13 protein-coding genes are annotated in these 16,303 nt (G+C 38.2%); 8 read left to right on the top strand and 5 right to left on the bottom strand.

From position 1 onward, the window contains the following. Nucleotides 1-103 precede the first annotated feature (103 nt). The 4 genes from metE to ttcA form a co-directional block, all read right to left on the bottom strand. Nucleotides 104-2,380: a 5-methyltetrahydropteroyltriglutamate--homocysteine S-methyltransferase gene (gene metE / locus E4T92_RS02735; protein WP_135093341.1), complete on the bottom strand. Its 2,277-nt coding sequence runs from the start codon at nucleotides 2,378-2,380 to the stop codon at nucleotides 104-106. Nucleotides 2,381-2,567: 187 nt separating this feature from the next. Further along, a complete protein-coding gene (locus tag E4T92_RS02730) occupies nucleotides 2,568-2,828 on the bottom strand; it encodes a SemiSWEET family transporter (RefSeq protein ID WP_135093340.1) in 261 nt (86 codons plus the stop codon). 317 nt (nucleotides 2,829-3,145) lie between these two features. Further along, on the bottom strand, nucleotides 3,146-3,475 hold the full coding sequence (locus tag E4T92_RS02725) for a TusE/DsrC/DsvC family sulfur relay protein (RefSeq protein WP_135093339.1): 330 nt from the start codon (nucleotides 3,473-3,475) through the stop codon (nucleotides 3,146-3,148). Between the two features lies 1 nt (nucleotide 3,476). Continuing rightward, nucleotides 3,477-4,409: a tRNA 2-thiocytidine(32) synthetase TtcA gene (ttcA, locus tag E4T92_RS02720; RefSeq protein ID WP_135093338.1), complete on the bottom strand. Its 933-nt coding sequence runs from the start codon at nucleotides 4,407-4,409 to the stop codon at nucleotides 3,477-3,479. A 144-nt stretch (nucleotides 4,410-4,553) separates the two neighbouring features. Here ttcA and mukF point away from each other — a divergent pair, with 144 nt between their 5' ends. The 6 genes from mukF to E4T92_RS02690 all read left to right on the top strand — a co-directional run bounded on the left by mukF (nucleotide 4,554) and on the right by E4T92_RS02690 (nucleotide 14,557). Then, nucleotides 4,554-5,888, top strand: coding sequence for a chromosome partition protein MukF (mukF, locus tag E4T92_RS02715; RefSeq protein ID WP_135093337.1), 1,335 nt, complete (start codon nucleotides 4,554-4,556; stop codon nucleotides 5,886-5,888). Nucleotides 5,889-5,957: 69 nt separating this feature from the next. Continuing rightward, on the top strand, nucleotides 5,958-6,692 hold the full coding sequence (gene mukE, locus E4T92_RS02710) for a chromosome partition protein MukE (RefSeq protein ID WP_135093336.1): 735 nt from the start codon (nucleotides 5,958-5,960) through the stop codon (nucleotides 6,690-6,692). After that, entirely contained in the window at nucleotides 6,692-11,218 is a 4,527-nt protein-coding gene (gene mukB, locus E4T92_RS02705; protein ID WP_135093335.1) for a chromosome partition protein MukB, read from the top strand. The genes mukE and mukB overlap by 1 nt, the downstream gene beginning before the upstream one ends. 280 nt (nucleotides 11,219-11,498) lie before the next feature. Beyond that, a complete protein-coding gene (locus E4T92_RS02700; RefSeq protein ID WP_135093334.1) occupies nucleotides 11,499-12,374 on the top strand; it encodes an EamA/RhaT family transporter in 876 nt (291 codons plus the stop codon). Between the two features lie 12 nt (nucleotides 12,375-12,386). Beyond that, a complete protein-coding gene (sbcB, locus tag E4T92_RS02695; protein ID WP_135093333.1) occupies nucleotides 12,387-13,808 on the top strand; it encodes an exodeoxyribonuclease I in 1,422 nt (473 codons plus the stop codon). 458 nt (nucleotides 13,809-14,266) lie between these two features. Then, the gene (locus tag E4T92_RS02690) at nucleotides 14,267-14,557 is read left to right on the top strand and encodes a hypothetical protein (RefSeq protein ID WP_135093332.1); all 291 of its coding nucleotides are present in this window, start codon (nucleotides 14,267-14,269) and stop codon (nucleotides 14,555-14,557) included. 191 nt (nucleotides 14,558-14,748) lie between these two features. Here the strand turns inward: E4T92_RS02690 and E4T92_RS02685 are convergent, their stop codons facing one another. Then, entirely contained in the window at nucleotides 14,749-14,928 is a 180-nt protein-coding gene (locus E4T92_RS02685) for a hypothetical protein (RefSeq protein ID WP_135093331.1), read from the bottom strand. 142 nt (nucleotides 14,929-15,070) lie between these two features. On the opposite strand from E4T92_RS02685, the gene E4T92_RS02680 reads away from it, so the two are divergent. Next, nucleotides 15,071-15,511 carry a hypothetical protein gene (locus tag E4T92_RS02680; protein ID WP_135093330.1) on the top strand — a complete coding sequence of 147 codons (441 nt, stop codon included), beginning with the start codon at nucleotides 15,071-15,073 and terminating at the stop codon, nucleotides 15,509-15,511. Nucleotides 15,512-15,861: 350 nt separating this feature from the next. Then, nucleotides 15,862-16,251, top strand: coding sequence for a hypothetical protein (locus E4T92_RS11150; protein ID WP_135093329.1), 390 nt, complete (start codon nucleotides 15,862-15,864; stop codon nucleotides 16,249-16,251). The last annotated feature ends 52 nt before the right edge of the window (nucleotides 16,252-16,303 follow it).

The raw sequence follows: 16,303 nt of genomic DNA, 5'->3' as shown, positions 1-16,303 counted from the left end.
ATGACTAGAGCCTAAATGGAAAAAAGTAAAGTCATTTCTTTTGAAGGAAATTAATGAGTTTATAAAAAAGCTGAATCTTTTCAAAATTCAGCTTTTTGTCGTTTTACTGGGACAGTTCTGAACGTAATTTTTTCGTTACATTCACCATTACGTTTAATTGCTCAATGGTTTCTTTCCAACCTCGGGTTTTTAAACCGCAATCAGGATTAACCCACAAACGTTCTTTTGGCACGACTTGCAGTGCTTTACGTAACAAATGTTCGACCTCAGCCTCTGTTGGAACACGTGGGCTATGAATATCATACACACCCGGTCCGATGTCATTTGGATATTTAAAATCACTGAAAGCCGTAAGTAGTTCCATATCGGAACGGGATGTTTCAATGGTGATCACATCGGCATCTAAAGCGGCAATTGCCGGTAAAATGTCGTTAAACTCGGAATAGCACATATGAGTGTGTATTTGAGTATCATCTTGACAACCCATTGAACTTAAACGAAAGGCTTCTCCCGCCCATTGTAAATAGCTATCCCAATCAGCACGTTTGAGCGGTAAACCTTCGCGAATTGCCGGTTCGTCAATTTGAATGACTTTAATGCCGGCTTTTTCTAAATCCAATACCTCATCGGAAAGCGCCACCGCAATTTGCTTACATACCGTTGAACGTGGAATATCATTACGTACAAACGACCATTGTAAAATGGTAACGGGGCCTGTGAGCATACCTTTCATCACTTTTGGGGTGAGGCTTTGGGCATATTGAGACCAACGTACTGTCATTGGTTCAGGACGAACGACATCACCGTAAATCACCGGCGGTTTGACACAACGTGATCCATAACTTTGCACCCAACCGAATTTGGTGAAAGCAAAGCCCTCTAATAATTCGCCAAAATATTCCACCATATCGTTACGTTCCGCTTCACCGTGAACCAACACATCAAGATCCAATTTTTCTTGCTCACGTACAACCAATTCAATTTCTTTTTTCATTGCTGCTTCGTAATCCGTCAAACTTAACTCACCTTTTTTAAAGGCGGCACGGGCTAAGCGGATTTCCTTAGTTTGTGGAAAAGATCCTATGGTAGTAGTCGGGAGTAGTGGCAAATTTAACCACGCATTTTGTAATTTAATTCTTTCCGCAAACGGTGATTTGCGTTGATCGGCATCTTTTGGCAAATTTGCCAAGCGTGAAGCCACTTCAGGACGATGAATCGTTTTTGAATTAGCTCGAGCATCAAATACCGCTTGGCTTGCATCAATTTCTGATTGAGCAGCTTGGCGACCTTGCTCAAGTGCTGTCTTAATGACTCTTAATTCTTGAATTTTTTGTAAACAGAAAGCAAGCCAGCTATAAAGTTCTGGTTTGTTTGCCTGTAATTGGGTTTCTATTGATAAATCATAAGGCGTATGGAGTAGGGAACAACTTGGTGCAATCCATAAACGATCACCTAATTTTGCTTTTAACGGTTCCACAACATCTAAAACTTGGCTTAAATTTGCACGCCAAATGTTACGACCATCAATGATACCGACAGACAAAATTTTGTCATAATCAGAAAAAGCAGAAAGTTGTTCAGGGGCACGCACTAAATCAATGTGTAAACCTGCAACAGGCAAAGATTTTAATAAATTGGCGTGTTCTGCCACAGAACCAAAATAAGTGGCTAATAATAATTTTGCTTTTACTTGTGTGGTTAATGTTGAATAAACTTCTTTGTACGCAGCAACCCACTCTGATGGTAAATCAACGGTTAACGCCGGTTCATCAATTTGAATATATTCTACCCCTTCTGCCGCTAGAGCATTGAGGATTTCTACATAAACCGGAAGAAGTTTCGGAAGTAAATCAAAGCGATTAAATGCTGCACCTTTTTCTTTACCTAGCCATAAGAAGGTTAATGGCCCGACAATAGTCGGTTTTGCATTTAATCCAAGCGCTTTGGCCTCACGAATTTGTTCTACATAATGGGAAGAATTGGCTTTAAATTCAGTATTGTCATGAAATTCCGGCACAAGATAGTGATAGTTGGTATCAAACCATTTTGTCATTTCAATAGCAAATTGATCTTTATTGCCACGTGCCAGTTGGAAATACTGATCGAGGGTTAAATGTTGGCTGTCAAATCTGAAACGGGCAGGAATAGAACCTGTTGCCACTTGTAAATCCAGAATGTGATCATAGAAAGTAAAGTCTGCCACGGCGACATAATCCGCATTTGCCTCCGCTTGGTGTTTCCAGCTAATTTCTCGGAGTTTCTTAGCTATATCCAATAAATCTTGCTCGGAAATTTCGCCACGCCAATAACGTTCTTGTGCAAATTTAAGTTCACGTTTTGCACCTACACGTGGAAAACCGGATAAATGAAATGTTGTCATAATAAGTTCCTCATCTATGTGTTGTGGGTAATTTAGACGGCTAAACGTCTGAACGAAGATAGAATGGGGTATTTCTTATTATTATGCAAACTCATTATTTTCAATAAATTTATGAATTATTTTAATGATTGTATGCAAAAAAACAAAGACCGCAAAAGTGCGGTCGTTTTTCTCATTAAATTTTTAACTAGAGAGCAGTAAAAAAAGCGATCAAACCTAGTATGACGCCAGGAGTATTTGCTAGGGCTACGGGTAAATCTCGTTTTTGTTTAAATAGTCCGTAGGCAACCCATAGACTACAATTCACCACCGTTGCTAAGGGTTGCAGAATACCACCTTTTTGCCCTGAAAGATTTAAGTTTATTTGTTCTAAGTAAGAAACGTACATACAAACTGCGGTGAAGGTAGCAATCCAGCCCAAAATTGTAATAAAACGTTGATTTGTCATTTTCCTCCTTCATTTACATTTTTTACTTTTAGTTGAAAATATAAATATAACTATAATGATTTTTTCTAAAAAGTCAAGTTTAAGAATGGTTTAACAATAATTATGCTTTTTGAGGAAAAAATGCTTGCAAACATAATTTGAAATAAAAAATTCAGAGGGGAAGAAAAGTAAGATTGAAATAATCAACCACATTTGTTTGAGAGAAAATTTTATTTTCCAAAGGAAAGTCCTCATTTGCATTGTGAAGAACAAAATACTTCGACAAATTAAATGAGTAAAAAATAACCGCACTTTTTAAATGCGGTTAATCAAAGCATTTATAAACATTTTGCCGGTTTTGGCAAGCCGGCTAATTTTGTTGCTTGTTTTGCCGGTCCTTCAGGGAATAAGCGTTGTAAATAGCGACTGTTGCCTTTATCTTCGCCCAATTTTTCAGCCATCGCTTTTACCAACATACGGATAGCAGGGGAGGTATTGTATTCTTGATAAAAATCCCGCACAAAATAAATCACTTCCCAATGAGCTGGGGTGAGTTCAAGTTGCTCTTGCTCTGCGATTGCACGGGCTATTTCCTCATTCCATTGTTTACTATCCAATAGATAGCCGGCATTATCCGTTTCTAATATTTCTCCATTTATCTTCAACATATCAGCCAACTTCTTTAATACTAATCATTTCATTGTTAGAAAAATCACTCTGTTCTTCATTTTCAAATCTCATTGGCGTGATTTGTTCTTCATCAAATGCTGTGTCGCCTTCAATGCCTTCTAATAATTGTCCGTACCGAATATCTTTAAAATCAAAGAGTTTTGGGTCGCACAAATGTGACAACGTGATGTTTTGCATGGCGCTAAACATCGTTTCTAAACGTCCCGGATATTGACGATCCCAAGTATTCAGCATTTCTTTCACCACTTGACGTTGCAAATTGGGCTGAGAACCGCACAAATTACACGGAATAATTGGAAATCCTTTCGCAACAGCGTATTTCTCAATATCTTTTTCTTTACAGTAGGCTAAAGGGCGAATCACAATATGTTTGCCGTCATCTGAAATTAATTTAGGCGGCATTGATTTTAATTTTCCGCCGTAGAACATATTCAAGAAAAGTGTCGCCAGCATATCGTCACGATGATGCCCAAGGGCGATTTTTGTCGCGCCTAATTCTGTTGCCGTACGGTAGAGAATACCACGGCGTAGGCGGGAGCAGAGTGAACAAGTGGTTTTCCCTTCCGGAATTTTTTCTTTTACAATGCCATAGGTATTTTCTTGCACGATTTTGTAATCTACGCCAACGCTTTCTAAATAAGTCGGCAGAACATGTTCCGGAAAACCCGGCTGTTTTTGGTCAAGATTCACTGCCACAATATCAAACTTAACCGGTGCGCTTTGTTGTAAATTTAACAAAATATCTAAAAGCGTATAGCTGTCTTTTCCGCCGGATAAGCACACCATCACTTTGTCGCCATTTTCTATCATACCGAAATCTGCAATGGCATTTCCCACATTACGGCGTAAACGTTTTTGTAATTTATTAAAATTATAACTTTGTTTTTTTTCTTTTTGGGTTAATTCGATCATTCTGTTTTGCTCACTTATGGAAAGTGCGCATTATACGTGAAAATAGTAAAAGTGCGGTCAATTAAAAAGAAGATTTTCAAGATTTGTAAAAAAACCTGTATAATCGCCTCAATTTTTATTCAATTTTAACGTCTTATCATTTCAATGATTGAAACATCACAGACCATCCCAGAACTCGTCTCTTGGGCGAAAGAACGCGAGTTTTCACTGAATTTACCCACCGAGCGTTTGGTATTTCTGTTGGCGATTGCCATTTATAACAATGAACGATTAGACGGCGAGATGTTAGAAGCCGATCTTGTGGATATTTTTCGCCATACCATCAATGCCTTTGATCAATCTACCGATGCCATTGCCACTCGTGCCAATAACGCCATCAATGAGCTGGTTAAACAACGTTTATTAAATCGTTTTAGTAGCGAGTTTACCGAAGGTTTGGCGATTTATCGTCTTACACCGCTCGGCGTAGGCGTGTCCGATTATTATATTCGCCAACGTGAATTTTCTACGTTACGCCTTTCCGTGCAACTTTCTATTGTGGCTGATGAAATACAACGGGCATCAAATTCTGCTGAGGAAGGCGCTCAAAATAATGAAAGCGAGCATTATTGGCGTAAAAATGTTTTTGCGCCGTTGAAATATTCCGTTGCAGAAATCTTTGATAGCATTGATCTTTCACAACGTATCATGGATGAGAATCAGCAAAGTATTAAAGAAGAAATTGCCGAGCTATTAAGCAAAGATTGGCAAGCGGCAATTTCAAGCTGTGAACGTTTGTTGGATGAAACATCAGGTAACTTACGTGAATTACAAGATACCTTAAATGCCGCCGGCGATAAATTGCAAGCACAATTATTGCGGATTCAAGATTGTGTGATTGGGCGTGATGATTTGTATTTTATTGATCAATTAATTACCGATTTGCAATCGAAACTTGACCGAATTATAAGTTGGGGACAACAAGCCATTGATTTGTGGATTGGCTATGATCGTCACGTACATAAATTTATCCGTACTGCCATTGATATGGATAAAAATCGGGTCTTTTCACAGCGTTTACGTCATTCTATTCACCATTATTTTGATCACCCTTGGTTTTTATGGACGGCACAAGCGGATCGCCTCGTTGATTTGCGTGATGAAGACATGGTACTACGTGAAGATGATGCGTTGGGTGAATTACCGGAAGCGTTGCAATACGAATCCCTGTCAGATTTACATGATCAGATTGTCGATCATATGCAAAACTTGCTGATTCAATACCGAGAAAATAATCGTCCGATAGACTTGAGCGTAGTTCTCAAAGAACAACTTGATAATTATCCGCTTTCCCGCCATTTTGATGTGGCGCGTATTATTGTGGATCAGGCGGTGCGTTTAGGAATAGCAAACGATGATTTATCAGGCGTTTATCCGAATTGGAAAGAAATTAATGAGCAGGGTGCAGAGGTACAGGCTCACGTGATTGATAAGTATTAAAGTGCGGTCAATTTTAAAAGAAATTTGATCATCCTTGGGACAGAGTATAAAAAGTAAGAGAAATAAACTATGACAGATAATCTTCAAGATGTAATTTCCCCAAAACTTGCAACGGCAATTGCGAATCCCTTATTTCCGACAGTAGATAGCCTTTTGCGTTCAGGTCGCCATATCAGCACGGAACAACTTGATAATCACGCCTTTTTAATGGATTTCCAAAATGAGCTAGACGGTTTTTATCGCCGCTATAATGTAGAGCTGATTCGTGCGCCTGAAGGCTTTTTCTATTTACGTCCTAAGGCAACAACTTTAATTGCCCGTTCTGTATTGTCCGAATTGGAAATGTTAGTGGGGAAAGTTTTGTGTTATCTCTATTTAAGCCCGGAACGTTTGGCACAGCAGGGGATTTTTAGTACCCAAGAAGTATATGATGAATTATTAAATTTGGCTGATGAAAGTAAATTATTGAAGGCGGTAAACCAACGTTCGACAGGTTCTGATTTGGATAAACAAAAACTTGCTGAAAAAGTCAGGGCTGCGATAGGTAGATTACGTCGTTTAGGGATGATTCAAACTGTAGGGGAGCAAAATAGCGGTAAATTTACCATCTCTGAATCGGTGTTCCGTTTCGGTGCGGAAATCCGTTCCGGTGATGACCCATTGGAAGCACAAGTACGATTAATTCGTGATGGAGAGGCGGCTACACCTGAATCTCTCGCCTTGGAAAAACAGGTACAATTAACCGAACAAGAAGCGGAAAGTGCGGGTGAAATTGACGAAGAATTTGATGGAGAACAAGCATAATGTCTGATGTTTTAGAATTAGAAAATGAAATCGGGTTAGAAAACGAATCAAGTGAAATCAGCACTGAAACAGCAGATAGTCATCTTATATCGACACCTTTTTCTCAGATACAAAATGACGTAGAACGAGGAAAATTTCGTTCTTTAACCTTAATCAACTGGAACGGCTTTTTTGCCCGAACTTTTGATTTAGATGAATTGGTTACTACGCTTTCCGGTGGTAACGGGGCAGGGAAATCAACCACGATGGCAGGGTTTGTCACTGCTTTAATTCCTGATTTAACCTTACTTCATTTCCGAAATACTACGGAGGCAGGTTCGACAGGCGGATCGCGTGATAAAGGGTTGCATGGGAAATTACGCCCGGGCGTTTGTTACGCTGTATTGGATACCATTAATTCCCGTCATCAGCGTGTTCTTGTCGGGGTTCGTTTACAGCAGGTCGCCGGACGGGATAAAAAAGTCGATTTAAAAACCTTCTCCCTTCAAGGTGTAGAATTATCTCAAAATCCGACCGCACTTTTCACGGAAACCGTGGGGGAGCGTCAAGCTCGTGTGCTGAATTTAAACGAACTCAAAGATAAAATTGAGAATTTAGGCGCTCAGTTTAAACAGTACCATTCCATCACCGATTATCACGGTATGATGTTTGATTTGGGCATTATTCCAAAACGTTTACGTTCCGCCTCAGATCGCAGCAAATTCTATAAACTTATCGAAGCCTCCTTGTACGGCGGTATTTCAAGTGCGATCACCCGTTCTTTACGTGATTATTTATTGCCGGAAAATCTAGGGGTACGCAAAGCCTTCCAAGATATGGAAAGTGCGTTGCGTGAAAACCGTATGACCTTGGAAGCTATTAAGGTTACCCAATCCGATCGTGATTTATTCAAGCATTTAATCACCGAAACGACCAATTATGTGGCATCGGATTATATGCGTAATGCCAACGAACGCCGTGGCAATATTGGAGTAGCATTGGGATCTCGCCGTGAATGGTACAAAGCTAAGGCAGAGCAGGATTTATCACAACATCGTTTAATTGATTTAAGTCGGGAAGCGGCAGAATTGGCAGAAAATGAACGAACTTTAGAAGTCGATCATCAAAGTGCCGTAGATCATTTAAATCTTGTATTGAATGCTTTGCGCCATCAAGAAAAGATTTCCCGTTATCAAGAAGATGTTACCGCACTTTCAGAACGTTTAGAAGAACAGAAAATCGTTGTAGAAAATGCGAATGAAGCCTTGGAAGAAAGCCAAGCCCAATTTGAACAAACAGAAATTGAAATTGATTCAGTCCGTACACAACTTGCCGATTATCAACAGGCCCTTGATGCACAACAAACTCGTGCATTGCAGTATCAACAAGCAATTGCGGCATTAGAAAAAGCCAAAACCTTATGTGGTTTAGCTGAATTAAGTGTAAAAAATGTGGACGATTATCACGCCGAATTTGCTGCTCACGCCGAAAGTTTGACGGATACCGTGTTGGAATTGGAACACAAAATGTCTATTTCTGAAGCGGCAAAATCTCAATTTGATAAAGCTTATCAGCTCGTTTGTAAAATTGCGGGTGATGTGCCTCGTTCTGCGGCTTGGGAAAGCGCAAAGGAATTATTGCGTGAATACCCAAGCCAAAAATTACAAGCTCAGCAAGCCCCACAATTCCGTGGAAAATTACATGAGCTTGAGCAACGTTATGCTCAACAGCAAAGTGCGGTCAAATTACGGAATGATTTTAACCAACGGGCAAATTTAAATTTAGAAACAGCCGATGAGTTAGAAGAATATTATGCCGAGCAAGAGGCCTTGGTCGAGGATCTGTCAGCAGAACTTTCCGAACAAGTGGAAACACGTTCGATACTTCGTCAAAAACGTGAAAATTTAACCGCACTTTATGATGAAAACTCACGTAAAGCGCCCGCTTGGTTAACGGCTCAAGCAGCATTAGAACGTTTACAGGAACAAAGTGGTGAGACATTTCAACATAGTCAGAATGTGATGAATTTTATGCAGGCGCAACTCGTGAAAGAACGCGAATTGACGATGCAGCGTGATCAACTTGAACAAAAACGCCAACAATTAGACGAGCAAATTTCCCGTTTAAGCCAACCGGACGGTTCTGAAGATATGCGTTTGAATACGCTTGCAGAACGTTTCGGCGGGGTATTGCTTTCTGAACTTTATGATGATGTGCCGATTGAAGACGCACCATATTTTTCCGCACTTTACGGCCCGGCACGACATGCTATTGTAGTTCGTGATTTAAATTCGGTAAGGGAACAATTAGATAAACTTGATGATTGTCCGGATGATCTTTATTTAATTGAAGGTGATCCGACCGCTTTTGATGATAATGTACTATCCGCACAGGAGCTTGAGCTTGGTGTCGTGGTGCAAGTATCTGAACGTGAATTGCGTTATTCTAAATTCCCGGAAATCCCATTATTTGGTCGTGCCGCCCGTGAAAAACGTTTGGAAGAATTGCAAGTTCAACGTGATGAAATTGCGGAAGATTACGCACAAATTGCCTTTGATGTGCAAAAATGCCAACGTTTACACGAACATTTTAGCCAATTTGTCGGTTTACATTTAGCCCTTGCATTCCAACCAAACCCGGAAGCGTTAATGGCAGAAATTAACCGTGAGCGTAATGAAATTGATCGTGAATTAAATCAATTTAGTAGCGGTGAGCAACAATTGCGTATTCAATTAGACAATGCAAAAGAAAAAATGCAGTTGCTTAATAAATTAATTCCACAATTAAGCGTATTGGCAGATGAAGATTTAGTTGATCGTATCGAGGAATGTCGGGAACAATTAGATATAGCTGAGCAAGATGAATTATTTATTCGTCAATATGGTGAGACGTTGTCACAACTAGAACCGATAGCTAACACGTTACAAAGCGATCCGGAACATTATGAAACGTTAAAAAATGAATTAGCACAAGCCATTGAACGTCAAAAACAAGTGCAACAACGTGTTTTTGCATTAGCCGATGTCGTACAGCGTAAACATCATTTTGCTTATGAAGATGTAGGACAGACGGAAACCTCAGAATTAAATGAGCAATTGCGTAAACGTTTAGAATTGATGCAATCGCAACGTGATACACAACGTGAACAGCTTCGTCAAAAACAGGCTCAATTCGCACAATATAATCAAGTGTTTATTGGATTACAAAGTTCTTATGAGAGCAAAAATCAGTTATTAAAAGAGCTAATGGATGAAGTGGGGGAATTAGGAGTACGTGCTGATGAAGGCTCAGAGGAGCGTGCCCGTATTCGTCGTGATGAATTGCATCAACAACTTTCAATTAATCGTCAAAAACGTTCTTATGTAGAAAAACAACTCACGTTAATTGAAAGTGAAGCGGAAAATCTTAACCGCCGTATTCGCAAGGCTGAACGTGATTACAAAACCCAGCGAGAATTGATTGTTGCTGCCAAAGTCAGTTGGTGCGTCGTGCTACGTTTATCCCGCCACTCTGATGTGGAAAAACGATTAAACCGTCGTGAGCTTGCTTATTTATCTGCCGACGAATTACGTTCAATATCAGATAAGGCATTGGGCGCATTACGTACTGCCGTTGCGGATAACGAATATTTACGTGATAGCTTGCGAGCCTCGGAAGATAGCCGCAAGCCGGAAAATAAAGTACAGTTCTTTATTGCAGTCTATCAACACTTACGCGAACGTATCCGACAAGATATCATTAAAACGGATGATCCTATTGACGCCATTGAACAAATGGAAATTGAGCTTTCCCGTTTAACAGCGGAACTTACCGAGCGTGAGAAAAAGCTAGCGATTAATTCCGAAAGTGTGGCAAATATTATGCGTAAAACGATTCAACGTGAGCAAAATCGTATTCGTATGTTAAATCAAGGGTTACAAAATATTGCCTTCGGTCAGGTAAAATCCGTACGCTTAGTAGTAAATATTCGTGATACCCATGCGATGCTGCTTGATGCCCTTTCAGGTCAGCAAGATGAATATCAAGATTTATTTAGTGACAACCGTATTACTTTCTCAGAAGCTATGGCGAAGCTCTATCAACGCATTAATCCGCATATTGATATGGGACAACGAACTGCGCAAACTATCGGTGAAGAATTGTTAGATTATCGCAATTATCTTGAATTAGAAGTGGAAGTTTTCCGTGGTGCAGATGGTTGGTTGCGTGCAGAAAGCGGTGCACTTTCCACCGGGGAAGCAATTGGTACCGGTATGTCAATTCTCTTAATGGTCGTACAAAGTTGGGAAGAAGAAAGCCGCCGTATTCGAGGCAAAGACATTATACCTTGTCGTTTACTCTTCCTTGATGAAGCTGCACGTCTTGATGGCAAGTCTATTTCCACTTTATTTGAATTATGTGAACGATTGGATATGCAATTATTGATTGCCGCCCCTGAAAATATTAGCCCTGAAAAAGGCACAACCTATAAATTGGTACGGAAAATCTCAGGAAACCAAGAACACGTTCATGTGGTCGGATTACGTGGATTTGGTGCAACAGAGTAGAATACAAGTGCGGTTAAAAATGAGCGTGTTTTTCGGTTGTAGCCGTTGCACAAATCTGTTTTTTGGTTAAGTTGTAGGGACACACTGCGTGTGTCCGAATTTTAACCTATTTAAATGATTTTATAACGGACACACGCAGTGTGTCCCTACATGTTCGTTGAAATTTCTATTTTTGTGCATTTGCTACATAATACTGGTATTTTTGAGCGCACTTTTTTGAAAATATCTATTTCTTCTAAAAAATTATTAATGTTTAATCAACTACTAGTCAGGGAACAAAATGTACAATCTCATTCTCGCTATTTTCTGCAGTGTTGCGGTTTCTGTATTGCTTAAAATTGCACGTAAAAAAAATATTATTATCGAGCAGGCTATTGCATTTAATTATATTACGGCAATTACGCTTAGCTATTTTCTATTAAAACCGGATTTTAAAGGGCTAACATTGACGGATTATATCGTACAGAGTGAAAGTTCCCCCATTTTTCTAGCCTTAGGGGTATTGTTACCTAGCGTGTTTATTATTATGTCAAAAGCCGTGGAGTTTGCAGGTATTGTTCGTTCAGATGCAGCACAACGTCTCTCTTTATTCTTGCCTATTTTAGCGGCATTCCTCATTTTCCATGAAACATTGAGTCAATCAAAAATAATCGGGATTATCCTGGCATTTATAGGGCTATTTTGTTTACTAACAAAACCAAATCAAGGACAAAGTGCGGTTAATTTTAAAGGCGTTTTATGGTTAATCGGTGTGTGGTTTGGCTATGGCATTATTGATATATTATTCAAACAAGTGGCTAAAAGTGGTGGAGCATTTCCAGCGACACTATTTATATCATTTTCACTTGCTGCTTGCGTCATGTTTGTCTATTTATTTCTGAAACGTGTACAGTGGACTTTGGCGAGCTTCAGCGGTGGGGTAATTTTAGGTGTACTAAATTTCTTTAATATTCTCTTTTATATTAAAGCTCATCAGAGTTTTGGTAGTAACCCAACATTAGTTTTTGCCGGTATGAATATCGGAGTCATTTGCCTTGGCACTATTACCGGCGCATTCATTTTCAAAGAGAAAATTAGCAAAATCAATGGGCTAGGTATTCTATTTAGTTTGAGCGCAATTTTCTGTTTGTACTATTTAGATAAAATTATGGCATAAAAGAGAAATAGTATGGCGAATAATTTTAGCTTTTTTATTTATGACTATGAAAGCTTTGGCATTAGTCCATCAAAAGATCGCCCGGCACAGTTTGCCGGTATTCGTACAGATGCGGATTTTAATATTATCGGTGAGCCGGTAATGCTTTATTGTAAGCAAACAAACGATTATTTGCCTTCTCCGGAAGCTGTAATGGTAACGAGTATTACACCTCAAGAATGCAATGAAAAGGGAATAGCTGAACCAGAGTTTGCAGAAAAAATTCTTGCCGAATTTTCCCAACCAAACACCTGTGTGATGGGCTACAACAATATTCGTTATGATGATGAAATGACACGCTATACCTTTTACCGCAATTTTATCGATCCTTACGAGTATAGTTGGAAAAATGGTAATTCCCGTTGGGATTTATTGGATGTGGTACGTGCGTGTTACGCACTTCGTCCCGAAGGCATCCAATGGTGTTTTGATGAAGAGGGGATTCCAAACTTTAAATTAGAAAATCTTACAAAAGTTAATGGAATTGAGCATGAAAATGCTCACGATGCGATGGCTGATGTCTATGCAACGATAGCTATGGCGAAGCTCATTAAGGAAAAACAGCCTAAATTATTCCAATATTTCTTTGAAAATCGTGGTAAAAAAGAGGTAGAAAAGCTCATTAATACAGCTGAAATGACCCCATTAGTACATGTTTCCGGTATGTTAGGGAATTATCGTGGTAACTGTACTTGGATCGCACCATTGGCTTGGCATCCAACAAATCAAAATGCCGTCATTGTTTGTGATTTAATGGGAGATATTGATAATTTATTGGCGAAAAGTGCAGATAAATTACGTGATGATTTATATACTAAAAAATCTGAATTAGAAAAAAGGGGAGTCCCATCAGTTCCATTAAAACTGGTTCATATTAACAAATGCCCAATTATTGCTCCGGCTAAAACATTATTACCGGAAAATGCGAAACATTTGGGGATCGATCGCCAATTATGTCTAGAAAATTTAGCTAAATTGCGTGCATCTTTTGATATTCGAGAAAAAGTCGCAGATATATTTATCGAAGAGCGTCAATTTGAACAAAGTGATAATGTTGAAACTGAGCTTTATAGTGGTTTCTTTAGTCATGCGGATAAAAATAATATGGCTATTTTACGTCAATTACCAGCAGAAAAATTGGCTGAACATGGCTTGTCCTTTGAAGATAAACGTATACCGGATTTATTATTTCATTATCGTGCAAGGCATTTTTATAAAACATTAACACGACCAGAACAAATTAAGTGGCAAAAGTATCGACAACGTAAATTAGAGCAAAGTGCAGCTGATTTTGAAGCCAGTTTGCAACGTCTTGCTAATGAGAATGCAGATAATCAGGAAAACTTAGCTTTATTGCAACAAGTTTATGAATATGGCATAAAATTGCTAGGCTAATTCGTGACAACATAACAATATAAGAAAAGCATATTCAATGATGAATATGCTTTTTTAGTGGGTAACAAACTCAAATAGAAAAACAAGTCGCTTAAAAATCGCTAAATATCTTTCTATCTTTCTCAAACCCGCTAAAAAACAAAATCTTAATTCCTCATAAAACATAATCCCAAGAATCTTTACATTCTGATGACAAATCATTCAGCATAGTCAATAAAACATTTCAGAAAGCCGTTACAACGCTTAAAAATCACTTTATTTGTCCTGTTTAAGTAGTATCTGTGACTTGTGCATAAGTCTGTGATTTTCTTAATCCGTAGTTTTCACTTACCGGATAACTAATTTCGCATAATGATTTTGCGGATTATGTTACAATTCGCCGCGCGGTATAATAGCGCACGCACCGCGCAAGAATTTATACATAATCCGCCGTTATGCGAAATTAACTCATTGATTTTATGGCAAATATCACATTAAAGGACATTACGCCTATTCATTTTTTGAATGCAGTCAGATTACTTAAAGCAGATGATTATCAAGTTTACTGCACACTAGATACGATTGAGATCAGGTTTGAGACCAAGCGGTTTTACACGAAAGAAGAATCAAATGCACGGTTTGATCTTTGCGACCATTTGGCGGCGTTCTTGGGGGAGTTGAAAAATTCAAGTGTACCAATAGACAAGGAAGAGTTTATCAAGGCATTTAGTCCGATTGCACCAAAACCTAAATTTTACAGACGAAAATAGTCATCGATTGTTGGTTTTATTTTTTTATCCCTAATTTTGTTCCAAAATAGATAATTAACAAAATTGCTATTGCACCGGTTGTTAAAGTCATATTCTTTCCTTATTGATTTCTGTTCAAAAAACGCCCGAAAAAGTTCGGGAGTTCTGTTACACCCGAACTTTAGTGCGGAATCCCGCACCAAAGTCCGCTTTTATTTTTTTTCTGATTCTCTCAATAATATGATGTCGCAAGCATCTTTTTGAAAGTTATCAATCATAACTTCCATTATTTCAGTCCATTTTATAGGTTTACCTAATTTGACACTGAGTTCAATAGCTGCTTTCTCTAGTTTTAGTTTTTTCTCTGTTTTTATATTGTATGTAGCTCTCATATAAAACCTTTGTTTTCAAGTTTTATCCACTGTTTTTTGTGATTTAGTTCATAAATTTTATAACTTTTTAGCTATTTTGTTTAATAATTATTGAGTTAATTAGTTTTATTGCTCTATAATGATTTTATTAGTTAAATAGTTATTGAGTTGCATATTCTTTGATTGGCTTAAACTTGAACAAGTTTTTGACTGCCAAGTCCCTTTGATTGGGGATTTTGGTTTTGTCGGTGTTCATATTGAGACAGGAGAGCAACAGGAAGGTATCCGAATTCCTACTTTTAAACATGAAGGAAGTTTTTGTGATTCGGTGATGATAAAAATTAATGGTTCTACTTTAACTATGAGTGGGAATCCAAGTAGATGGGGACGGGTTGAAAATTTATTTGGTCCTTCATCTGTTGAGGCTTGTGTCAATGTATTCAACAAAATATTAACTGAACTAGGATTACCCAATTTTACTAAATGCACAAGAACTTGGATTGGTCAATCAGATGAAAATTCAAAACCTAAAAAATATTCAGATGGTGCTGTAATCAAAGAATTACATATCACAGAAAACAGGGCGGTTACACCCGAACTTTAGTGCGGAATGCCGCACCAAAGTCCGCTTTTATTTTTTTTCTGATTCTCTCAATAATATGATGTCGCAAGCATCTTTTTGAAAGTTATCAATCATAACTTCCATTATTTCAGTCCATTTTATATGGTTTACCTAATTTGACACTGAGTTCAATAGCTGCTTTCTCTAGTTTTAGTTTTTTCTCTGTTTTTATGTTGTATGTAGCTCTCATATAAAACCTTTGTTTTCAAGTTTTATCCACTGTTTTTTGTGATTTAGTTCATAAATTTTATAACTTTTTAGCTATTTTGTTTAATAATTATTGAGTTAATTAGTTTTATTGCTCTATAATGATTTTATTAGTTAAATAGTTATTGAGTTACATATTCTTTGATTGGCTTAAACTTGAACAAGTTTTTGACTGCCAAGTCCCTTTGATTGGGGATTTTGGTTTTGTCGGTGTTCATATTGAGACAGGAGAGCAACAGGAAGGTATCCGAATTCCTACTTTTAAACATGAAGGAAGTTTTTGTGATTCGGTGATGATAAAAATTAATGGTTCTACTTTAACTATGAGTGGGAATCCAAGTAGATGGGGACGGGTTGAAAATTTATTTGGTCCTTCATCTGTTGAGGCTTGTGTCAATGTATTCAACAAAATATTAACTGAACTAGGATTACCCAATTTTACTAATGCACAAGAACTTGGATTGGTCAATCAGATGAAAATTCAAAACCTAAAAAATATTCAGATGGTGCTGTAATCAAAGAATTACATATCACAGAAAACAGGGCGGTCGGCGGAAATAATGTCGA

This window comes from Pasteurella sp. WM03 (assembly GCF_004570945.1).
In the GTDB taxonomy this organism is placed as follows: Bacteria; Pseudomonadota; Gammaproteobacteria; order Enterobacterales; family Pasteurellaceae; genus Rodentibacter.
The sequence above is the reverse complement of the archived record's forward strand: the minus strand, read 5'-3'. Positions and strand labels throughout refer to the sequence as shown.